This is a genomic window from Ramlibacter sp., from assembly GCA_019635435.1.
Lineage (GTDB): Bacteria > Pseudomonadota > Gammaproteobacteria > Burkholderiales > Burkholderiaceae_C > JAHBZM01.
Genome location: JAHBZM010000001.1, coordinates 2,116,476 through 2,136,903 on the forward strand (window position 1 = coordinate 2,116,476; position 20,428 = coordinate 2,136,903).

Here is a 20,428-nt window from a genome sequence, read left to right on the forward strand (position 1 = left end):
TCCGGGCACACCATGAACGCCATCACACTGAGAAAAGACTTTGCCGCCGCGCGGGCCACCGGACTGCGGGCCCGGGATGCCGCCGCTGCGATCGGGGTGAGCGAGGGCGAAGCTGTCGCCGCCCATGCCGGGACGCACGACGGCCCGCTGCAGGCGGTCGCGCTGCAGGGCCCATGGATGGATCTGCTGCACGCCCTGTCCCTGTGCGGCCCGGTGCTGGCCCTCACGCGCAATGAAACCACCGTGCACGAGAAGACCGGCGTTTATGAAAACCTGTCGGCCAGCGGGCACATGGGCCTGGCGTTGGGTGAGGCCATCGATCTGCGCCTTTTTCTTGACCGCTGGCACGCCGGGTATGCCGTGACCGAGGCCGCCGCCAACCCGGGCAACCCACCCTCGCTGAGCCTGCAGTTCTTTGATGCCAGTGGCGTCGCCGTGCACAAGATTTTTGCGCGCGAGCAGACCGACCGCGATGCCTTCGAGACCGTCATGCGCCATTTCGGCGAGCCATCGCTGGCCAGCGTGTTCGTGGTGCCTGATCGCAAGCCTGTGCCGGGGCCTGACAGCGGCATTGACGTCAAGGGCCTGTCAGAGGCCTGGGCGGCCATGACGGACACGCACCAGTTTTTCGGCCTGCTGCGGAAGTTTGCGGTGGAGCGCCAGCAGAGCTTTCGCCTGACCGAGGGGCGTTTCACCGCGCGTGCTTCGAGCCGTGCGGTGCGGGAGTTGCTGCAGGAGGCGGCGTTCGACGGCACGCCCATCATGGTGTTCGTCGGCAGTCCCGGGTGCATCCAGATCCACAGCGGGCCCGTCACGCGCGTCGAGCCGATGGAAATCAAGGGGGTGCACTGGCTCAACGTGCTGGACCCGGGTTTCAACCTGCACCTGCGCGAGGACTTGATCGAGCATGTCTGGGTGGTCGAGAAGCCCACCTCCGATGGCGTGGTGACCTCGATCGAGGCGTTTGACGCGGAAGGCGGGCTCATGGCCATGTTCTTTGGCGCGCGCAAGCCCGGCCAGCCCGAGCGCGAAGGGTGGCGCCGGATCGTCAGGGATTTGTCGCGTCTTGACGGGGTGGCGGCATGAAGCGGCGCGAACTGCTGGCGACCGCAACGATCCTTGTTGCCACGGGGCCGCGGCAGGCCCTGGCGCAGCCGTCCCCGCGCCTTGCGCGCCTGGTCACCGTCAGCGGCGCCATTACCGAGGTGGTCTACCTGCTGGGCGCCCAGGCGCAGCTCGTGGGCACCGACACCACCAGCCTCTACCCGGCCGCGGCGCTCAGGACGCCCAAGGTCGGCTACATGCGCCAGTTGTCGGCCGAAGGCGTCTTGTCGCTGCGGCCCGATGCGGTGATCGCCACCACCGAGGCCGGGCCGCCGGTGGTGATGGACCAGTTGCGCAGCGCCGGCGTGAAGGTCGAACTGGTCCAGGCCGACCACAGCTGGAACGAGGTGCGCGCCAAGGTGCTGGCCGTGGGCCGCGCGGCCGGCCGTGAACCGCAGGCGCAGGCCCTGCAGGCCCGGCTGGATGCCGACTGGGACGCCGTCCAGGCGCGGGTCGAGGCGCGTGTCCAGGCGGGTGGCGGCGCGCGGCCCCGCGTGCTGTTCATCCTGTCGCACAGCGCGAGCCCGCAGGTGGCAGGACAGCACACGGCGGCTGACGCGCTGATCCGCTATGCCGGTGGCCGCAATGCCATCGGCGGCTTCGAGGGCTACCGCCCCATGACCGCCGAGGCCATGGCCGCTGCCGCGCCCGATGTCATCCTGACCACGCAGCAGGGCATCGACGCCATGGGCGGCGAGGCGAGCTTCTGGCAGCGCCCCGAACTGGCGCTGACGCCGGCTTACCGCCGCCGGTCGCTGATCACGCTGGACGCCTTGCTGCTGCTGGGCTTTGGCCCGCGCCTGCCACAGGCGGTGCGCGAGGTGCACGACAGGCTGGCGGCTGCATGAGCGACCGGGATCGGCTCCCCGCACTGGCCATTCCGGTGCTTCGCACCGCGCGACTGGCGCGCACGCAACGCCTGTACCAGGAGGCGCTGGGCTTTACCCTGGCGCAAGAGGTGCCCGGCGTGGTCGCGCTGCTGCGCCATGGCCCGCTGTGCCTGCAGCTGTGGCAGCACGGTCAGCTGCCGCAGCCCGATTGCTGCCGCATTCCGCTGGACGGGCCGGACCTGGACATCTTCCAGTGCCACGCCCGGCTGGCGGCCTCGGCGCGGGCCTGGATCGACGACGCCCCGCGCCTCAAGCCCTGGGGCGCCTGGGAGTTCTGCCTGCTGGATGCCGAAGGCAACCGGCTGGTGTTCGTGCAGTGGGCGCTGGGCCGTCTGGTCCTCGCTGAGGACCGGTTGACCCCACCGGGGGGCATGCCGGCACCGGGCCACCGGGCCCCGCGCATTCCATGAGCGCGCGCCTCTCGCCGCGCGCCGTGCTGTGGGGCGGTGTGTTGCTGGTGGCTGTGGCCTTTGTGGCCGGCAGCGCGCGCGGCGCCTACGCCATTTCGCCGCAGCAACTGTGGCAGGTGCTGGCCGAGGCGTTGAGGGGCGCACTGGGCGGGTCGGCCAGCCCGTCACCCGAGCATCTGGTGTTCATGAACATCCGCTTGCCCCGCCTGTTGCTGGGGGCGGCGGCGGGCGCCGGTCTGGGCCTCAGCGGTGCGCTGATGCAAGGCCTGTTCCGCAACCCGCTGGCCGATCCCGGGCTGGTGGGCATCAGCAGTGGTGCGGCGCTGGCCGCCGGCGTCACCATCGTGCTGGGGGGCTGGTGGTTCCCTGAACTGCCGCGCACCCTGGGCAGCTGGACGCTGGTGCTGATGGCTTTTGCCGGCGGCCTGACGGTGACGCTTTTGATCTACGCGCTGGCCCAGACCCAGGGTGGGACCCATATCGGGCTGATGCTGCTGGCCGGTGTGGCCGTGAACGCGCTGGCTGGGGCGGGTCTGGGTTTCCTGAGCTTCATGGCCAGCGACGAACAGCTGCGCAACATCCAGTTCTGGCTGCTGGGCAGCCTGGGCGGTGCCCGCTGGAGCGCGGTGGGGCTGGTCGGCGCTCTGGTCTTCATGGCGGGCTGCGCCGCACTGGGCTGGGCCCGGCCGTTGAATGCCATGGCGCTGGGCGAGGCGCAGGCGGCGCTGCTGGGTGTCAATGTCGAACGTGCCAAGCGCGCCCTGATCCTGGTCACGGCCGTGATCGTGGGCGCCGTCACGGCGACCACCGGCATCATCGGCTTCGTCGGCCTGATCGCCCCGCACTGGGTGCGGCTGGTGGCCGGGCCCGACCACCGCGTGGTGCTGCCGGCCTCAGCCCTGCTGGGCGCGGCCCTGGTTCTGGCGGCCGACGCGCTGGCGCGCACCGTCGCCAAGCCGGCCGAGCTGCCGCTGGGCGTGCTGACCGCGGTGATCGGCGTGCCGATGTTCCTGCTGATGCTGCGGCATTTCAGGGGGCGGCTCTGATGCTGCAATGCCTGGCGGCGCGGGTCACCCTGGGCGGCAGGACGCTGCTGGGCGAAACCACGGCCCGCCTGCAGCCCGGCCGCTTCACCGCCGTGCTGGGGCCCAACGGCGCGGGCAAGTCCACGTTGCTGTCCGTGCTCAGCGGCCAGCGCAAGCCGGATGCCGGCCAGGTGACGCTGGACGACGCCGCGCTGCAGCGTTGGCGGCCCGAAGCGCTGGCCCTGCGCCGTGCCGTGATGCCCCAGGAAAGCGCCGTGGCCTTTGACTTCACCGTGCAGGCGGTCGCCGAGCTGGGCCGCTACCCCCACCGGCACCAGCCGTCGCAGGACGAGGCCGGCATCGTCACGCAGGCGCTGGAAGCCACCGGCGTGGCGCCTCTGGCACAACGGGTGTTCAACACCCTGTCGGGCGGTGAAAAGGCCCGGGTGCAGCTGGCGCGCGCGCTGGCCCAGGTCTGGCAGCCGCGCCCCGATGGCGCGGCGCGCTGGTTGCTGCTGGACGAGCCCACGGCAGCGCTGGATCTGGCGCACCAGCACCAGGCGCTTCACCTGCTGCGCCACTGGACGCGGACGCAGGGCGTGGGCGTGGTGGCGGTGCTGCATGACGTCAACCTGGCGCTGCGCTACGCCGACGACGTGCTGCTGCTGGCGCCGGGCCAGCCGGCGCTGGCCGGTTCGGGCCTGGAGGTGTTGACCCCGGAACTCGTCACGCGCCTGTGGGGCGTGCGCTGCGAGGCGGTCCAGGGCGCCGCGGCAGGGCGGCAATACGTGTTCGGGCTGATTTCTGACTGAAAAGTGGCTGGAGTCCAGACCGGGCGGCCACTTTCAGCTATCAAAACGAGAGCAAGTCAATACACCAGCCGCTCCGGCTTGATCTCCTGCAGGATGGTGGTGGCGATCTCTTCGATGCTCTTGGTCGTGGTCGACAGCCAGCGGATGCCGGCGCGCCGCATCATGGCCTCGGCCTCGCTGACCTCCATGCGGCAGTTGTCCAGGCTCGCGTAGCGGCTGTTGGGGCGGCGCTCGTTGCGGATCTCGCTCAGCCGCTCGGGCTGGATGCTCAGGCCGAAGATTTTCTTCTTGTGAGCGAGCAGGGCGGCCGGCAGTTGCTGGCGCTCGAAATCCTCGGGAATCAGCGGGTAGTTGGCGGCCTTCAGGCCGTACTGCATGGCCAGGTACAGCGAGGTCGGCGTCTTGCCGCTGCGGCTCACGCCCACCAGGATCACCTCGGAGGACTCCAGGTCGCGGTTGGACTGGCCGTCGTCGTGGGCCAGGCTGAAATTGATGGCCTCGATGCGGTCGTGGTACTCCTTGCTCTTGCTCACATCGCTGAAGCGGCCGATCCGGTGGTTGGACTTGATGCCCAGCTCCACCTCCAGCGGCCGCACGAAGGTGCCGAACATGTCCATCAGCATGCCCTTGCAGCCTTCCTCGATGACGGTGAGGATTTCGGTATTGACCAGGGTGGTGAACACCAGCGGCTTGCGGCCCTCGATCTCGCCCGTGTGGTTGATCTGGCGCACCACCTGGTGTGCCTTGTCCACGGTGTCGACAAAGGGCAGGCGCACGTGGCGGGGCTTCATCTCGAACTGGGCCAGGATGGCGTTGCCAAAGGTTTCGGCCGTGATGCCGGTGCCATCGGAGATGAAAAAGACGGTGCGTGTGTGCATGGCGGCCCTTGTAATGCTTTCAGTTTGCTGCAAGGCCGCTGGCGTGGGGGGCGGCCTACAATCGGGGCAATTATCCAAATTCCCCCGCCATGCACCGCCGCTGCCCATTCGAACAACAGCCAAGCCGCCCGCCGTGCCATGGGAAAACACCTCTGCCAGCCCGGGGTGTCGCACAAGTTTTAACTTCTGGAGCTTTCCCATGTCTGCACTTTTCAGCGCGACCGCCTTGGTCGTACCGTTTGAAAACCTGAGAATGACCGACGTCGAGGCGGTTGGCGGCAAGAACGCCAGCCTCGGCGAGATGATTTCGCAGCTGCCCCAGGGCGTGCGCGTTCCCACGGGCTTTGCCACCACGGCCCACGCGTTCCGGCAGTTCCTGGCCCACGGCGGCCTGGCCGACCGCATCAGCGAACGGCTCAAGCGCCTGGACACCGAGGATGTGCGCGCGCTGGCCGCCGCCGGCGCCGAAATCCGCGGCTGGGTCGAAGCCCAGCCCTTTCCGGCCGACCTCGAAAAAGCCATTGGCGAGGCCTTTGCCACGCTGAGCGCGGGCAACCCCGCCGCCTCGTTCGCGGTGCGCTCGTCGGCCACCGCCGAAGACCTGCCCGACGCCTCGTTCGCCGGCCAGCAGGAAACCTTCCTCAACGTGGTCGGCATTGACGACGTGCTGCACAAGATGAAGGAAGTGTTTGCCAGCCTCTACAACGACCGTGCCATCAGCTACCGCGTGCACAAGGGTTTCGCGCATGACGTGGTGGCCCTGTCGGCCGGCGTGCAGCGCATGGTGCGCTCCGACCTGGGCGCGGCCGGCGTGATGTTCACCATCGACACCGAGTCGGGCTTTGACCAGGTGGTGTTCATCACCAGCAGCTATGGCCTGGGCGAGACGGTGGTGCAGGGCGCCGTGAACCCCGACGAGTTCTACGTGCACAAGCCCATGCTCAAGGCCGGCAAGCGCGCCGTGATCCGCCGCAACCTGGGCTCCAAGCTGATCCAGATGGTGTTTGCGAGCAACGAGGAAAAGGCCCGTGACGGCAAGCTGGTCAAGACCACCGACGTGCCGCTGGAGCAGCGCAACCGCTATTCGCTGACCGATGCCGATGTCGAGCAACTGGCCCAGTACGCGCTGGTGATCGAGCAGCACTATGGCCGGCCCATGGACATCGAGTGGGGCAAGGACGGCACCGATGGCCTGCTCTACATCCTGCAGGCCCGCCCCGAGACCGTGAAGAGCCAGCAGGGCGACAAGGCCGAGCTGCGCTACAAGCTCAAGGGCCGCGGCGCCGTGCTGGCCGAGGGCCGCGCCATCGGCCAGAAAATCGGCACCGGCCCGGTGCGGCTGGTGCACAGCATTGCCGAGATGGACAAGGTGCAGGCCGGCGACATCCTGGTGACCGACATGACCGACCCCAACTGGGAACCAGTGATGAAGCGCGCCAGCGCCATCGTGACCAACCGCGGCGGGCGTACCTGTCACGCGGCCATCATCGCGCGCGAACTGGGCATTCCGGCCGTGGTGGGCTGCGGCGACGCGACCGAGCGCCTGAAGGACGGCACCCTGGTGACGGTGAGCTGCGCCGAGGGTGACACCGGCTTCATCTATGACGGCCTGCTGGAGACCGAGGTCACCGAGGTCGAGCGCGGCGTGATGCCGGCCCTCAAGACCAAGATCATGATGAACGTGGGCAACCCCCAGCTCGCGTTTGACTTCTGCCAGCTGCCCAATGAAGGCGTGGGCCTGGCGCGGCTGGAGTTCATCATCAACAACAACATCGGCGTTCACCCCAAGGCCATCCTTGACTACCCCAACGTCGATGCCGACCTGAAAAAGGCCGTGGAGTCGGTGGCGCGCGGCCATGCCTCGCCCAAGGCCTTCTATGTGGACAAGGTCGCCGAAGGCGTGGCCACCATCGCCGCGGCGTTCTGGCCCAAGCCGGTGATCGTGCGGCTGAGCGACTTCAAGTCCAACGAATACCGCAAGCTCATCGGCGGCAGCCGCTACGAGCCCGAGGAAGAAAACCCCATGCTCGGCTTCCGGGGCGCCGCGCGCTACGTGAGCGCCGAATTCCGCGAGGCCTTTGCCATGGAATGCGAGGCCCTGCGCCGCGTGCGCAACGACATGGGCCTGACCAATGTGCAGGTGATGGTGCCCTTCGTGCGCACGCTGGGCCAGGCCGACAAGGTCACGCAGCTGCTGGCCGGGCATGGCCTCAAGCGTGGCCAGGACGAGCTCAAGGTCATCATGATGTGCGAGGTGCCCAGCAACGCCGTCCTGGCGGACGAGTTCCTCCAGTACTTCGACGGTTTTTCGATTGGCTCCAACGACCTGACCCAGCTCACGCTGGGGCTGGACCGCGATTCGGGCCTGGAACTGCTGGCCGCCGACTTTGACGAACGCGACCCGGCCGTCAAGGCGCTGCTGAGCCGCGCCATCAAGGCCTGCCAGGCCCAGGGCAAGTACGTGGGCATCTGCGGTCAGGGGCCCAGCGACCACCCCGATTTTGCGCAGTGGCTGGCGGCCGAGGGCATTGCCTCGATCTCGCTGAACCCCGACAGCGTCATTGAAACCTGGAAGCAGCTTGCACGGGGCTGACAAACGGGCCGGCCATTCCTTCTAGGAAATACCTAGGCTAGGGTGGCGGCCCCGGTGGGATGATCGGACGGATGTCCGACAGCCCCGCCTACGCCGCCTACAAGCGGCGTATTCACCGCAATCTGGCGTTCTACGGCCTCGGGCTTGCAGCGTTTTTCCTGCTGATGGCCTGGGCGGAGCGCCAGGGGCTTTCGCGTGTCTGGCTGGGGCCGATCTTCCTGTTCTCCACGGTCATGATCTATGCCGCCATCGGCATTTATGGCCGCACCTCGGACGCCAGCGAGTACTACGTGGCGGGCCGCCGCATCCCGCCCATGTACAACGGCATGGCCGCCGCCGCCGACTGGATGAGCGCGGCCTCGTTCATCAGCCTGGCTGGCGGGCTGTACCTGCAGGGCTTTTCAGGCACCGAGGCCCAGCCCGGCGGGCTGGCCTATGTGCTGGGCTGGACCGGCGGCTTCTGCCTGGTCGGCCTGCTGATCGCGCCGCACCTGCGCCGGCTCAACCTGTACACGGTGCCGGACTATTTCGACGTGCGCTTTGGCGGCCGCTGGCCGCGGCTGATTGCGGCCTTTGCCGCCGTGCTGTGCTCGTTCACCTATGTGGTGGCGCAGATCTACGGCGTGGGGCTGATCGCCTCGCGCCTGACCGGCGTGCAGTTCGAGATCGGCATCCTGCTGGGGCTGGGCGGCGTGCTGCTGTGTTCGTTCCTGGGCGGCATGCGCGCGATCACCTGGACCCAGGTGGCGCAGTACATCATCCTGCTGCTGGCCTTCCTGATCCCGGTGTCCTGGCTGGCCTACAAGCAGCTGGGCAACCCGCTGGCGCCGCTGGTGTACGGCAAGCAGATCGAGAAGATCACCGAGATCGAGAAGGTGCTGCGCGACTCGCCGGCCGAGCGGCAGGTGCGCCGGGTCTGGGAGCGGCGCGAGAAGGAATACGAGGCGCGGCTGCAGGACATCGAAGGCGCCCTGCGGCGCGACCGGGCCGCGGCGCTGGAGCGGGTGCGCCAGCTCAAGGCGCGCGATGCCGATTCGGCGCTGATCGTCGCGGCCGCGCGCGAGCTGGCCGCCTTGCCCAAGACCCCCGCCAGCGCCCGCGAGCTGTGGACGCGCGCCATGGCCGATGCCCACGAGCGCGCCAAGCCGCTGGGCGGCTTGCCCCCGCACGGCCAGGCCTTTGCCGGTGACCCGCAAGGCACGCCCCAGGAGCAGCAGGCCTTTGAGACGTCGCGCCTGAATTTCCTCGCGCTGGTGTTCTGCCTGATGGTGGGCACAGCGGGCCTGCCGCACCTGCTGACGCGGTTCTACACCACGCCCACGGTGTCGGAGGCGCGCTCGTCGGTGGCCTGGTCGCTGTTCTTCATCGTGCTGCTGTACCTGAGCGCACCGGCGCTCGCGGTGCTGGTCAAGTTCGAGGTCATGCAGGGCCTCGTGGGCAGCAGCTTTGATGCGCTGCCGTCGTGGATCGGCCAGTGGGCCAAGGTGGATCCGGCGCTGATCTCGATCACCGACGTCAACGGCGACCACATCCTGCAGTTCAGCGAAATCCGCATCGCCGCCGACATCGTGATGCTGGTCACGCCCGAGGTGGGCGGCCTGCCCTACGTGGTGTCGGGCCTGGTGGCGGCCGGTGGCCTGGCGGCCGCGCTGTCCACGGCCGACGCGCTGCTGCTGACCATCAGCAACTCCCTGGTGCGCGACGTGTACTGCCACGAGGTGCGGCGCGATGTGCCGCCCGAGCAGCGCGTGATCCTGTCCAAGTTCGCCTTGCTGGGCGTGGCCATGCTCGCGGCCTTTGTGGCGGCGCTCAAGCCGGCCGACATCCTGCCGCTGGTCTCCGCCTCGTTCTCGCTCGCGGCCTCGGCCTTTGTGCCGGTGATGGTGCTGGGCATCTTCTGGCGCGGCGCGACCCGGGCCGGCGCCGTGGCGGGCATGCTGGGCGGGCTGGGCGTGACCGTGTACTACATGCTGGCCAATTCGCCCGCGGTCCGCGCCTTTCTGGGCCTGGAGGCGGGCTCGGTGCTTTGGTTCGGCATCCTGCCGGTGTCGGCCGGTGTGTTCGGGGTGCTGACGGGCTTTGCGATCGCCCTGGTCGTGAGCCTGGCGACCCGGGGAGGGGACTGAGCATGCCGCCTTCCACCCGTGATCGCGAGTACCGGCGCAAGACCGCGTGGGTCACGGCGCTGTTGCTGGGCGCCTGGTTCCTGGTGACATTCGTGGTGGTCTACTTCGCGCGCGACCTGCAGTTCCGCTTTTTCGGCTGGCCCTTCAGCTTCTGGATGGGCGCTCAGGGGGCGCTGATCGTCTATGTGCTGATCATCTGGTACTACGCGCGCTTCATGAACCGGCTGGACCGCGAGTACGGCATCCAGGACGAGCCGCCGCCCTGACCCCGTCGCGGTTGGGCTATAATGCTTGGCTTTGCCTTGCCGCACCACTTCTGACGCAGTGGGCGGCTTTACCAACAGCCGGCTCCCGCTGATCCCGTTAGCGAGGGCTGGCCCATCCACAAGGAGTGTCCATGCGTCATTATGAAATCATCTTGCTGATCCACCCGGATCAGAGCGAACAGGTTCCGGCCATGCTGGAACGCTACAAGGGCATGATCACCGCCGGCGGCGGCAAGATCCACCGCGTAGAAGACTGGGGCCGCCGCCAGCTGGCCTACCAGATCAACAAGCTCGCCAAGGCCCACTACCTGTGCGTGAACATCGAGGCTGACCAGGCCGTGATGGCTGAACTTGAGCATGCGTTCAAGTTCAACGACGCCGTGCTGCGCCACCTGACCGTCGTTCGCAAGAAGGCCGACACCGGCCCGTCCGCGATGATGAAGACCGTCGAGCGTGAAGAGGCCCGCAAGGCCCAACAGGCGGAGTACGCGAACAGCTGACGCGTGCGCGCCGGCAGTCAGTGAACCAGCTGGTCCTGAACGCCTGTATCGCCGAGGCCAAGGCCCTGCGGTACACACCGGCCGGAATCCCCGCGCTTGACCTGCGGCTCGAACACGAGTCCGAGGTGGTTGAAGCAGGGCAGACCCGGCAGGTGAAGGCGGCGATCAAGGCGGTGGCCCTGGGCGCCCTGGCCGAAACCCTCGGCAAACGGCCCATCGGCAGCACCGGCAGGTTCAGCGGCTTTCTGGCCACACCGCGCAACGGCAAGTACGTCGTGTTCCACGTCCAGGAATTCCTGGCAGATCAAGTTAGCTTTGCGGGACAGACCCCAGGTTCTGCCCCTCCCATTTAGAGAAGAGGTCCCATCATGGCCACGTTCAAGAAATTCAACAAAGACAAGCGCCCGAAGCGCAACACCCAGTCGCTGCTGTTCAAGCGCAAGCGCTTCTGCCGCTTCACCGTCGCCGGCGTCGAGGAAATCGACTACAAGGACGTTGATGTCCTGCGCGACTTCATTGCCGAAAACGGCAAGATCATCCCGGCCCGCCTCACGGGCACCCGCGCGATCTACCAGCGCCAGCTGAACACCGCCATCAAGCGCGCGCGCTTCCTGGCCCTGGTGCCGTACAGCGACCAGCACCGCATCTAAGGAGCGACCCCCATGCAAATCATTCTGCTCGACAAGGTCGTGAACCTTGGCAACCTCGGTGAGATCGTCAAGGTCAAGGACGGCTACGCCCGCAATTTCCTGATTCCCCAGGGCCGTGCCCGCCGTGCCACCGCCGCCAACAAGGCCGAGTTCGAAGCCAAGCGCGCCGAACTCGAAAAGGCCGCCGCGGCCAAGCTGGCGGAGTCCCAGGCCCAGGGCGAGAAGCTCGCTGGCCTGACCATCAAGCTGACCCAGAAGGCCGGCGTCGATGGCCGCCTGTTCGGCTCGGTGACCAACGCCGACATCGCCGAAGAGCTCGCCAAGCAGGGCTACAAGGTCGCCAAGGCCCAGGTCCGCATGCCCAATGGCCCCGTGAAGGCCGTGGGTGACTCCACCGTCAGCGTGCAACTGCACACCGACGTGACGGTTGACATCACCGTGACGGTGCTCGGCGAAACCGCCTGATCGCCACCGGCCCCGCACAGGCCGCCTTCGGGCGGCCTTTTTCTTTGGGCTCCTGGTTATCCCGCGTTGGCCACCGGGAATCCACAGCCTTACAAAATTTATCCACACCTTTCCCCCATGGCTTTGCTCTGGACGTGAGGGGTGGCGCGCCTTAGCATGGCCGGTTACCAAAGGTCCCGAATGTCCGCCGTTTTAAGTTCCCTCGAAGACGACTTTTCCTCCGACCGCCAGGTCGCGCAGCTGCGCATCCCGCCGCACTCGATCGAAGCGGAGTCGAGCGTGCTGGGCGGCCTGCTGCTGGACAACGGCGCCTGGGACCGCGTGGGCGACCTGCTGACCGACAGTGACTTCTACCGCTACGAACACCGGCTGATTTACGCCTCGATCGGCGGGCTGGTCAACGCGACCAAGCCGGCCGACGTGATCACGGTCTACGAGCAGCTGCAAAGCCTGGGCAAGGCCGAGGAAATTGGCGGCCTGGCCTACCTCAACTCGCTGGCGCAGTACGTGCCCAGCGCGAGCAACATCCGCCGCTATGCCGAGATCGTGCGCGAGCGCTCGATCCTGCGCAAGCTGGTGAGCGCCAGTGACGAGATTGCCACCGCGGCCTTCAACACCCAGGGCAAGCCGGTCGACAAGATCCTGGACGAGGCCGAGCAGAAGATCTTCAACATCGGCGAGGAAGGCTCGCGCATGAAGCAGGGCTTCCAGGGCATGGACTCCCTGGTGGTCGAGCTGCTGGACCGCGTGCAGGAGATGGCCGACAACCCGAACGACATCACGGGCGTGCCCACCGGCTTCTACGACCTGGACCGCATGACCTCGGGCTTTCAGGCCGGCGACATGATCGTGCTGGCGGCGCGGCCGTCCATGGGCAAGACCGCGCTGGCGATCAACATCGCCGAACACGTGGCGCTCAACGAAGGCCTGCCGGTGGCGGTGTTCTCGATGGAAATGGGGGCCTCGCAACTGGCCGTGCGTATCGTCGGCTCCATCGGGCGCATCGACCAGAGCCACCTGCGCACCGGCAAGCTCACCGACGACGAGTGGCCGCGCCTGACCGAGGCCATCGAGAAGCTGCGCAATGTGTCGCTGCACATCGACGAGACGCCGGGCCTGACCACCAGCGAGCTGCGCGCCAATGCGCGGCGGCTGGCGCGCCAGTGCGGCAAGCTGGGCCTGATCGTGGTCGACTACCTGCAGCTCATGAGCGTGTCCAGCAGCATGAACGACGAGAACCGCGCCACCGCCGTGGGCGAAATCTCGCGCGGCCTCAAGATGCTGGCCAAGGAACTGCAGTGCCCGGTGATTGCGCTGTCGCAGCTCAGCCGCGGCGTGGAGTCACGCACCGACAAGCGCCCCATGATGAGCGACCTGCGCGAGTCCGGCGCCATCGAGCAGGACGCCGACGTGATCATGTTCATCTACCGCGACGACTACTACAACAAGGACTCGAAAGAGCCCGGCGTGGCGGAGATCATCATCAGCAAGCAGCGCAATGGCCCCACGGGCACCTGCAAGCTGGCCTTCCTCAAGCCGCTGACCAAGTTTGAAAGCCTGGCCAGTGGCATGAGCGACGACTTTTAAGCCAAACAGGGCTGGAGTCCAGGCCAGCCGGCCACTTCGTGCTATCAAAAACCGAGCAGCTTTGAGCCTGACTCAAAGCACCTCGGAGGCAAAATCGGCCAGCCGCGAGCGCTCGCCGCGGGCCAGCGTGATGTGGCCGCTGTGCGGCCAGCCCTTGAACTTGTCCACCGCAAAGGTCAGGCCTGATGAACCCTCGGTGAGGTAGGGCGTGTCGATCTGCGCGAGGTTGCCCATGCAGATGATCTTGGTGCCCGGGCCGGCGCGGGTGATCAGCGTCTTCATCTGCTTGGGCGTGAGGTTCTGCGCCTCGTCGATGATGACGTACTTGTTCAGGAAGGTGCGCCCGCGCATGAAGTTCATGCTCTTGATCTTGATGCGGCTGCGGATCAGCTCGTTGGTGGCCGCGCGGCCCCATTCGCCGGCGCTGGTCTCGGTCTTGGCCAGCACCTCGAGGTTGTCGTCCAGCGCGCCCATCCAGGGACCCATCTTCTCCTCTTCCGTGCCGGGCAGGAAGCCGATGTCCTCGCCCACGCTCACGGTGGCGCGGGTCATGATGATCTCGGTGTAACGGCGGTCGTCCAGCACCTGGGTCAGGCCCGAGGCCAGCGCCATCAGCGTCTTGCCGGTGCCCGCGGTGCCGGTGAGGGTGACGAAGTCCACCTCGGGGTCCATCAGCAGGTTCATCGCGAAGTTCTGCTCGCGGTTGCGCGTGGTCACGCCCCAGACCGAGTTCTTGAGGTGGCCGTAGTCCTTGAGGGTCTTGAGCACGGCGGTCTTGGCGCGCACCTCGGTCACGCGCGCGTACAGGCTGGGCTCGCCCGGGGACTCGAAGTACACGAACTGGTTGATCAGCAGGCTGGGCACGATCGGGCCGGTCACGCGGTAGAAGGTGTGCAGGCCGCTTTGCCAGCTTTCCACGGTCTTGCCGTGCTTGGCCCAGAAGTCCGGCGGCAGGGCCAGCGCGCCGGCGTAGAGCAGGTCGCCGTCTTCCAGCGTCTTGTCGTTCTGGTAGTCGTCGGTGGCCAGGCCCAGCGCCCGGGCCTTGACCCGCATGTTGATGTCCTTGGACACCAGCACCACGTCGCGGGCCGGCACATTGGCTGCCTTGGCCTTGGCCACGTGCAGGTCGCGCAGGGCCTGCACCACGCCCAGGATCTGGTTGTCGGCCTTGCCCTGGGGCAGGCTGGTGGGCAGCTTGGCGTCCAACGGCTCGGTCTGGAAGAACAGGCTGCCGCCAGCCTCGCGGTGGCCCGTGGTGTTGAGCTTGAGCCCGGCCGCGATGTCGGCGCCCTGGGCGCCGGCCAGCGCGTCCAGCGTGCGGCTGGTCTGGCGGCCGTTGCGGGCCACCTCGGTCATGCCCTTCTTGTGGCCGTCCAGCTCTTCCAGCACGATCATCGGCAGGAAGATGTCATGCTCCTCGAAGCGGAACAGGCACATCGGGTCGTGCAGCAGCACGTTGGTGTCCAGCACAAACAGCTTGGCCGGCCCGCTGGGGCGGGGCCGCTTGCTGCGCGTGGGGGTGGCGGGGGCGGCGGTCGTGACGGCGGGGCTTGGGCGCTTGCGTGTTTCGACCTGGATCATGGCCTGCACGGCCGGCTCGGCGCTGAACGCCGCGGGGTGCAGCGCGCCGCCACCGCTGCGCGGGTCGAAGTCCATGGCCTGGGGCTTGTCAGCCAGCGGGCTGTCCGTGAAGTGCGCCTCCGATTTTCGCGATGCCTTGTGCGTGGACCGGGCCGGGGCGTCGTAGGCCTCGGGGGACAGCAGGGCGGCGCGCTTGGTAGGGGCGGGTGGCAATGGCATGGGTGGGGGCACTCACAAGGTAGGGGATCAAAAAGCGAAAAAGCCGCCAGGCGAGCCGGGCGGCTTTTTCGGGTTTGGCGGTGATGACGCGGTGCGTCGGGATCAACGGCATGAGTTCATTATGCACAAGTCCGATGACGCTTCAACCGCACGCCGCGGCTGTTGCTGCAAAACGTCAGGCGGCCTTCTTGAGGGCCTTGACGGCCTTGAGCACGTCGTCCACATGGCCCGGCACCTTGAGGCCGCGCCATTCGTTCTTGAGCAGGCCGTCGGCGCCGATCAGGAAGGTGCTGCGCTCGATGCCCTTGACCTTCTTGCCGTACATGATCTTGTTCTTGACCACGCCGAACATGTGGCACATTTTTTCTTCGGTGTCGGCGATCAGCTCGAACGGCAGCTCAAGCTTGGCCTTGAAGTCGTCGTGGGACTTCATGTTGTCGCGCGACACACCGAACACGGTGGCGCCGGCCTTCACGAAGTCCTTGTACTTGTCGCGGAACTGCATGGCCTCGGTCGTGCAGCCGGGGGTGTTGTCCTTGGGGTAGAAGTACAGCACCACGACGTGGCCCAGATGGGAGGTGTTGGAAACTTTGATGCCGCCCGTGGCGTTCGCTTCAAATTCGGGGATGGGTTTGTTGACAACGATCGCCATGAATTGATATCTCGTGTGACAGGGGTTGCTCGTTGCGACTCGGGGACTGGGCTTCCCCTTTGCAACCCGAGATTTTACCCCGAAACGCTGCGCAACTCCCGCGCCTCACTCCAGAGGCTCCTGCAGCACCGCCACCACCACGTCACGGCCCTCGCCCGCGAGGATGTTGTAGGTGCGGCAGGCGGCGGCCGTGTCCATGGTCTCCAGGCCGATGCGCCGCTCGATCAGCGGCCGCAGCCAGGCGGCCTGCGGGAAGCGCAGGCGCGCGCCGGAACCGAAGATCACCAGCTCGGTCTGCAGCGCCGCGAGTTGCTCGAAGTGGCTGGCGTCCAGCTCTTCAAAGCGGCTGCAGGGCCAGGCCATGCGCTGGCCGCGCGAGCCGATGATGACGCTGCCGGTGATCTTTTCGCCCTGCACGCCGACCCAGCCGGGGCCATAGCCACTGATGGTCTGGACGTCGGATTTGTCAGGCTGCAGCTTCATGGTGCATGGGGGGAGGTTGAATGTTGCGCTGCACTAAAAGAATGCAGAACTGTGGTCAAATTATAGGTTTCACCCCGTAAAAACGCCCCCGGAGGGACTTTGAAGACCGTCCAGAAATCTGCCAAGTTGGCCAACGTCTGCTATGACATCCGCGGTCCCATCATGGATGCGGCCCGGCAGATGGAGGAAGACGGCCACAAGATCATCAAGCTCAACATCGGCAACATGGCGCCGTTCGGCTTTGATGCGCCCGAGGAAATCCAGCAGGACATGATCCGCAACCTGCCCACCTCGGCCGGCTATTCGGACAGCAAGGGCATCTTTGCGGCGCGCAAGGCCGTGATGCACTACACCCAGCAGCAGGGCATCAAGGGCGTGGTGCTGGAAGACATCTACCTGGGCAACGGCGCCAGCGAGCTGATCGTCATGGCCACCAACGCATTGTGCGACGACGGCGACGAACTGCTGATGCCGTCGCCCGACTACCCGCTGTGGACCGCCGCGGTCAGCCTGTCGGGCGGCACGCCGGTGCACTACCTGTGCGACGAGGCCAACGGCTGGATGCCCGACCTGGACGACCTGCGCCGCAAGATCACGCCGCGCACCAAGGGCATCGTCGTCATCAACCCCAACAACCCCACGGGCGCGCTGTACTCAGACGAACTGCTCAAGGCCATCGTCGCGATCGCGCGCGAGCATGGCCTGGTGATCCTGGCCGACGAGGTCTACGACAAGGTGCTGTACGAGGATGCGAAGCACACGGCCATCGCCAGCCTCAGCGAAGACGTGCTCACGCTGACCTTCAACTCCCTGAGCAAGAGCTACCGTTCCTGCGGCTACCGGGCCGGCTGGATGGTGGTGTCGGGCGACAAGAAGCCCGCGGCCGACTACATCGAAGGCCTGAACATGCTCACCAACATGCGGTTGTGCGCCAATGTGCCGGGTCAGTGGGCGATCCAGACCGCGCTGGGCGGCTACCAGAGCATCAACGAGCTGATCGCCCCGGGCGGGCGCCTGCGCCGCCAGCGCGACCTGGCCTACGAGCTGATCACGGCCATTCCGGGCGTGAGCTGCGTCAAGCCGTCGGCCGCGCTGTACATGTTCCCCCGGCTGGACCCCAAGGTCTACCCGATCACCGACGACCGCCAGTTCTTCCTGGAGCTGCTGCAGGAAACACGCGTGATGCTGGTGCAGGGCACGGGCTTCAACTGGGCCACGCCGGACCATTTCCGCATCGTGTTCCTGCCGCACGAGGACGACCTGCGCGAAGCCATCGGCCGCATTGCGCGGTTCCTCGAAAGCTATCGAAAACGTAGCGCCTGAGCGCCGGCTGGCGTGGACTACAGCCACTTTTATTCAGAAAAAGCAAGATGAAACCGATCCAAGTAGGCCTGTTGGGCATTGGCACCGTGGGCAGTGGCACCTTCAATGTGCTCAAGCGCAACCAGGAAGAAATCCGCCGCCGCGCCGGCCGCGGCATCGAGATCACCATGGTGGCCGACCTGGACACCGCGCGCGCCCAGGCCGTGGTGGGCGACCAGGCCCGGGTGGTCAACGACGCGCGCGCCGTCATTGCCAACCCTGACATCGACATCGTCATCGAGCTGATCGGCGGCTACGGCATTGCGCGGGCCCTGGTCATGGAGGCCATCGAGGCCGGCAAGCATGTGGTCACCGCCAACAAGGCGCTGCTGGCCGTGCATGGCACCGAGATTTTTGCCGCCGCGCACCGCAAGGGCGTGATGGTGGCGTTCGAGGCCGCGGTGGCCGGCGGCATTCCCATCATCAAGGCGCTGCGCGAGGGTCTCACGGCCAACAGCATCGAGTGGATCGCCGGCATCATCAACGGCACCACCAACTTCATCCTGTCCGAGATGCGCGACAAGGGGCTGGACTTTGGCGTGGTGCTCAAGGAAGCGCAGCGCCTGGGCTATGCCGAGGCCGACCCCACCTTCGACATCGAAGGCGTCGATGCCGCGCACAAGGTCACGCTCATGAGCGCCATTGCCTTCGGCATCCCGGTGCAGTTTGACAAGGCTTACGTCGAGGGCATCACCCAGCTTGGCGCCGCCGACATCAAGTACGCCGAGCAGCTGGGTTACCGCATCAAGCTGCTGGGCATCACCAAGCGCGTGGCCACGGGCATTGAACTGCGCGTGCACCCCAGCCTGGTGCCCACCAAGCGGCTGATCGCCAATGTGGAAGGGGCCATGAACGCCGTGGTGGTGCAGGGCGATGCCGTGGGCACCACGCTGTACTACGGCAAGGGCGCGGGCTCCGAGCCCACGGCCAGCGCCGTGATTGCCGACCTGGTGGACATCACCCGCCTGCACACGGCCGACGCCGCGCAGCGCGTGCCGCACCTGGCCTTCCAGCCCGATGCCATGAGCGACGCGCCTGTGCTGCCCATGAGCGAGGTGGTGACCAGCTACTATCTGCGCCTGCGCGTGGCCGACGAGGCCGGCGTGCTGGCCAAGGTCACGGGCATCCTGGCCGGCGCGGGCATCAGCATCGACGCCGTGCTGCAGCGCGAGGCCGACGAGGTGAGCCAGGCCGGCGAGAACCAGACCGACCTGATCATCCTCACGCACGACACGCGCGAGGGCACCATGAACGAGGCGCTCGCGCAGATGCAGGCCCTGCCCACCGTGGTGGCGCCGATCACGCGCATCCGCAAGGAAGAGCTGGCGTAAGGACCAAGGCATGCACTACCTGAGCACCCGCGGCCACCCCGACCGCAAACGCTTCTGCGAAATCCTGCTGGAGGGCCTGGCGCCCGATGGCGGCCTGTACCTGCCCGAGCGCTACCCGCAGGTGGACGATGCCACGCTCACGCGCTGGCGCGGCCTGGCGTATGCCGACCTTGCGTTTGAAATCCTCTCGCTGTACATCGACGACATCCCGCCCGCTGACCTGCGCGCGCTGTGCCACAAGACCTACACCGAGGCCGTCTTTGGCACGCCGCAGATCGTGCCGCTCAAGCCGCTGGAGCCGGGCCTGAGCCTGCAGGCCCTGTCCAACGGCCCGACGCTGGCCTTCAAGGACATGGCCATGCAGCTGCTGGGCAACCTGTTCGAGTACGAACTGGCGCGCCGCGGCGAGCAGCTCAACATCCTGGGCGCCACCAGCGGCGACACCGGCAGCGCGGCCGAGTACGCCATGCGCGGCAAGCAGGGCGTGCGCGTGTTCATGACCAGCCCGCATGGCCGCATGAGCCCGTTTCAGCAGGCGCAGATGTTCAGCCTGCAGGACGCCAACATCCACAACCTCGCGGTGCAAGGCGTGTTTGACGACTGCCAGGACATCGTCAAGGCCGTGAGCAACGACCTGGCCTTCAAGCGCAAGTACCGCATCGGCACCGTCAACTCCATCAACTGGGCCCGGCTGGTGGCGCAGGTGGTGTATTACTTTGCCGGCTACCTGCAGGCCACCACGGCCAACACGCAGAAAGTCAGCTTCACCGTGCCCAGCGGCAACTTCGGCAACATCTGCGCCGGCCATGTGGCGCGCAGCATGGGCTTGCCGATCGACCAGCTGGTGCTGGCCACCAATGAAAACGACGTGCTCGACGAGTTCTTCCGCACTGGCGTCTACCGGGTGCGCGGCAGCGCCGACACGCACGAGACCTCCAGCCCGTCGATGGACATTTCCAAGGCCAGCAACTTCGAGCGCTTTGTGTTCGACCTGCTGGGCCGCGATGGCGCGCGGGTCAAGGACCTGTTTGGCGCGCAGCTGTCGGCCACGGGCCGCTTCGACCTGTCGGGCGACCCGGCATTTGCCAGGGCTGCGTCAACCTTTGGCTTTGTCAGCGGCAAGAGCACTCACGCCGACCGCCTGGCCACCATCCGCGACACGCACCAGCGGTTTGGCGTGACCATCGACACCCACACCGCCGACGGCCTGAAGGTGGCGCGCGAGCACCTGACGCCCGGCGTGCCCATGCTGGTGCTGGAGACCGCGCTGCCCATCAAGTTCGCCGCCACCATCGTCGAGGCGCTGGGCCATGAGCCCGAGCGCCCGCCGCAGTTCGAGGGCATTGAAGACCTGCCCAAGCGCGTGCAGGTGGTGCCGGCCGACACCGCGGCCGTGCAGGCCTACATTGCGGCACATTGCGCCTGAGGCACCTGTGGCGCCCGAGTTTGGAGTCAAACAGGCCTGGAGTCCAGACGGGGCGGCCATTGTGTGCA

At 66.9% G+C, this 20,428-nt stretch carries 20 protein-coding genes; 16 read left to right on the top strand and 4 right to left on the bottom strand.

Annotated elements, in window-relative coordinates; translation table 11 throughout:
• Positions 1-12 precede the first annotated feature (12 nt).
• The 5 genes from KF796_10195 to KF796_10215 are packed head-to-tail and all read left to right on the top strand — an operon-like array spanning position 13 to position 4,241.
• On the top strand, positions 13-1,086 hold the full coding sequence (locus KF796_10195; protein ID MBX3587007.1) for a hemin-degrading factor: 1,074 nt from the start codon (positions 13-15) through the stop codon (positions 1,084-1,086).
• Positions 1,083-1,952: an ABC transporter substrate-binding protein gene (locus KF796_10200; GenBank protein ID MBX3587008.1), complete on the top strand. Its 870-nt coding sequence runs from the start codon at positions 1,083-1,085 to the stop codon at positions 1,950-1,952. The genes KF796_10195 and KF796_10200 overlap by 4 nt, the downstream gene beginning before the upstream one ends.
• Complete coding sequence (locus KF796_10205; protein MBX3587009.1) at positions 1,949-2,404, top strand: hypothetical protein; 456 nt, start codon at positions 1,949-1,951, stop codon at positions 2,402-2,404. Before KF796_10200 ends, KF796_10205 begins: the two co-directional genes overlap by 4 nt.
• Entirely contained in the window at positions 2,401-3,450 is a 1,050-nt protein-coding gene (locus KF796_10210; protein ID MBX3587010.1) for an iron ABC transporter permease, read from the top strand. Before KF796_10205 ends, KF796_10210 begins: the two co-directional genes overlap by 4 nt.
• Positions 3,450-4,241 (top strand): heme ABC transporter ATP-binding protein, encoded by a 792-nt coding sequence (locus KF796_10215; protein MBX3587011.1) that lies wholly within the window; start codon positions 3,450-3,452, stop codon positions 4,239-4,241. The genes KF796_10210 and KF796_10215 overlap by 1 nt, the downstream gene beginning before the upstream one ends.
• A gap of 56 nt (positions 4,242-4,297) precedes the next feature.
• Here the strand turns inward: KF796_10215 and KF796_10220 are convergent, their stop codons facing one another.
• On the bottom strand, positions 4,298-5,119 hold the full coding sequence (locus KF796_10220; GenBank protein MBX3587012.1) for a kinase/pyrophosphorylase: 822 nt from the start codon (positions 5,117-5,119) through the stop codon (positions 4,298-4,300).
• A gap of 199 nt (positions 5,120-5,318) precedes the next feature.
• On the opposite strand from KF796_10220, the gene ppsA reads away from it, so the two are divergent.
• The 8 genes from ppsA (at position 5,319) to dnaB (ending at position 13,306) form a co-directional block, all read left to right on the top strand.
• Positions 5,319-7,712, top strand: a complete 2,394-nt coding sequence (gene ppsA / locus KF796_10225) for a phosphoenolpyruvate synthase (GenBank protein ID MBX3587013.1) — start codon at positions 5,319-5,321, stop codon at positions 7,710-7,712.
• A 71-nt stretch (positions 7,713-7,783) separates the two neighbouring features.
• The gene (locus KF796_10230; GenBank protein ID MBX3587014.1) at positions 7,784-9,838 is read left to right on the top strand and encodes a VC_2705 family sodium/solute symporter; all 2,055 of its coding nucleotides are present in this window, start codon (positions 7,784-7,786) and stop codon (positions 9,836-9,838) included.
• 2 nt (positions 9,839-9,840) lie between these two features.
• Entirely contained in the window at positions 9,841-10,104 is a 264-nt protein-coding gene (locus KF796_10235) for a DUF4212 domain-containing protein (protein ID MBX3587015.1), read from the top strand.
• Between the two features lie 131 nt (positions 10,105-10,235).
• Positions 10,236-10,604: a 30S ribosomal protein S6 gene (rpsF, locus tag KF796_10240; protein ID MBX3587016.1), complete on the top strand. Its 369-nt coding sequence runs from the start codon at positions 10,236-10,238 to the stop codon at positions 10,602-10,604.
• A gap of 20 nt (positions 10,605-10,624) precedes the next feature.
• The gene (priB, locus tag KF796_10245; protein MBX3587017.1) at positions 10,625-10,957 is read left to right on the top strand and encodes a primosomal replication protein N; all 333 of its coding nucleotides are present in this window, start codon (positions 10,625-10,627) and stop codon (positions 10,955-10,957) included.
• 15 nt (positions 10,958-10,972) lie between these two features.
• Positions 10,973-11,254, top strand: coding sequence for a 30S ribosomal protein S18 (rpsR, locus tag KF796_10250; protein MBX3587018.1), 282 nt, complete (start codon positions 10,973-10,975; stop codon positions 11,252-11,254).
• A gap of 12 nt (positions 11,255-11,266) precedes the next feature.
• Positions 11,267-11,719 carry a 50S ribosomal protein L9 gene (rplI, locus tag KF796_10255; protein MBX3587019.1) on the top strand — a complete coding sequence of 151 codons (453 nt, stop codon included), beginning with the start codon at positions 11,267-11,269 and terminating at the stop codon, positions 11,717-11,719.
• A 180-nt stretch (positions 11,720-11,899) separates the two neighbouring features.
• Positions 11,900-13,306, top strand: coding sequence for a replicative DNA helicase (gene dnaB, locus KF796_10260; protein ID MBX3587020.1), 1,407 nt, complete (start codon positions 11,900-11,902; stop codon positions 13,304-13,306).
• A gap of 72 nt (positions 13,307-13,378) precedes the next feature.
• Here the strand turns inward: dnaB and KF796_10265 are convergent, their stop codons facing one another.
• From KF796_10265 to KF796_10275, 3 genes are all read right to left on the bottom strand, one after another.
• On the bottom strand, positions 13,379-15,106 hold the full coding sequence (locus KF796_10265; protein ID MBX3587021.1) for a PhoH family protein: 1,728 nt from the start codon (positions 15,104-15,106) through the stop codon (positions 13,379-13,381).
• Positions 15,107-15,281: 175 nt separating this feature from the next.
• Entirely contained in the window at positions 15,282-15,758 is a 477-nt protein-coding gene (locus tag KF796_10270; protein MBX3587022.1) for a peroxiredoxin, read from the bottom strand.
• A 105-nt stretch (positions 15,759-15,863) separates the two neighbouring features.
• Positions 15,864-16,241: an Mth938-like domain-containing protein gene (locus tag KF796_10275; protein ID MBX3587023.1), complete on the bottom strand. Its 378-nt coding sequence runs from the start codon at positions 16,239-16,241 to the stop codon at positions 15,864-15,866.
• A gap of 99 nt (positions 16,242-16,340) precedes the next feature.
• On the opposite strand from KF796_10275, the gene KF796_10280 reads away from it, so the two are divergent.
• Genes KF796_10280 through KF796_10290 form a run of 3 tightly spaced genes read left to right on the top strand, consistent with a single transcriptional unit; the run spans position 16,341 to position 20,360 of the window.
• A complete protein-coding gene (locus KF796_10280) occupies positions 16,341-17,564 on the top strand; it encodes a pyridoxal phosphate-dependent aminotransferase (GenBank protein MBX3587024.1) in 1,224 nt (407 codons plus the stop codon).
• 47 nt (positions 17,565-17,611) lie between these two features.
• The gene (locus KF796_10285; protein ID MBX3587025.1) at positions 17,612-18,934 is read left to right on the top strand and encodes a homoserine dehydrogenase; all 1,323 of its coding nucleotides are present in this window, start codon (positions 17,612-17,614) and stop codon (positions 18,932-18,934) included.
• A gap of 10 nt (positions 18,935-18,944) precedes the next feature.
• On the top strand, positions 18,945-20,360 hold the full coding sequence (locus KF796_10290; protein ID MBX3587026.1) for a threonine synthase: 1,416 nt from the start codon (positions 18,945-18,947) through the stop codon (positions 20,358-20,360).
• The last annotated feature ends 68 nt before the right edge of the window (positions 20,361-20,428 follow it).

Coding starts and splice junctions, on each gene's coding strand:
- rplI (MBX3587019.1), top strand. CDS start 11,267: ATGCAAATCATTCTGCTCGACAAGGTCGTGAACCTTGGCAACCTCGGT.
- ppsA (MBX3587013.1), top strand. CDS start 5,319: ATGTCTGCACTTTTCAGCGCGACCGCCTTGGTCGTACCGTTTGAAAAC.
- dnaB (MBX3587020.1), top strand. CDS start 11,900: ATGTCCGCCGTTTTAAGTTCCCTCGAAGACGACTTTTCCTCCGACCGC.
- KF796_10220 (MBX3587012.1), bottom strand. CDS start 5,119: ATGCACACACGCACCGTCTTTTTCATCTCCGATGGCACCGGCATCACG.
- KF796_10235 (MBX3587015.1), top strand. CDS start 9,841: ATGCCGCCTTCCACCCGTGATCGCGAGTACCGGCGCAAGACCGCGTGG.
- KF796_10265 (MBX3587021.1), bottom strand. CDS start 15,106: ATGCCATTGCCACCCGCCCCTACCAAGCGCGCCGCCCTGCTGTCCCCC.
- KF796_10230 (MBX3587014.1), top strand. CDS start 7,784: ATGTCCGACAGCCCCGCCTACGCCGCCTACAAGCGGCGTATTCACCGC.
- KF796_10200 (MBX3587008.1), top strand. CDS start 1,083: ATGAAGCGGCGCGAACTGCTGGCGACCGCAACGATCCTTGTTGCCACG.
- KF796_10195 (MBX3587007.1), top strand. CDS start 13: ATGAACGCCATCACACTGAGAAAAGACTTTGCCGCCGCGCGGGCCACC.
- rpsF (MBX3587016.1), top strand. CDS start 10,236: ATGCGTCATTATGAAATCATCTTGCTGATCCACCCGGATCAGAGCGAA.
- KF796_10275 (MBX3587023.1), bottom strand. CDS start 16,241: ATGAAGCTGCAGCCTGACAAATCCGACGTCCAGACCATCAGTGGCTAT.
- KF796_10270 (MBX3587022.1), bottom strand. CDS start 15,758: ATGGCGATCGTTGTCAACAAACCCATCCCCGAATTTGAAGCGAACGCC.
- KF796_10205 (MBX3587009.1), top strand. CDS start 1,949: ATGAGCGACCGGGATCGGCTCCCCGCACTGGCCATTCCGGTGCTTCGC.
- rpsR (MBX3587018.1), top strand. CDS start 10,973: ATGGCCACGTTCAAGAAATTCAACAAAGACAAGCGCCCGAAGCGCAAC.
- KF796_10290 (MBX3587026.1), top strand. CDS start 18,945: ATGCACTACCTGAGCACCCGCGGCCACCCCGACCGCAAACGCTTCTGC.
- KF796_10210 (MBX3587010.1), top strand. CDS start 2,401: ATGAGCGCGCGCCTCTCGCCGCGCGCCGTGCTGTGGGGCGGTGTGTTG.
- KF796_10215 (MBX3587011.1), top strand. CDS start 3,450: ATGCTGCAATGCCTGGCGGCGCGGGTCACCCTGGGCGGCAGGACGCTG.
- KF796_10285 (MBX3587025.1), top strand. CDS start 17,612: ATGAAACCGATCCAAGTAGGCCTGTTGGGCATTGGCACCGTGGGCAGT.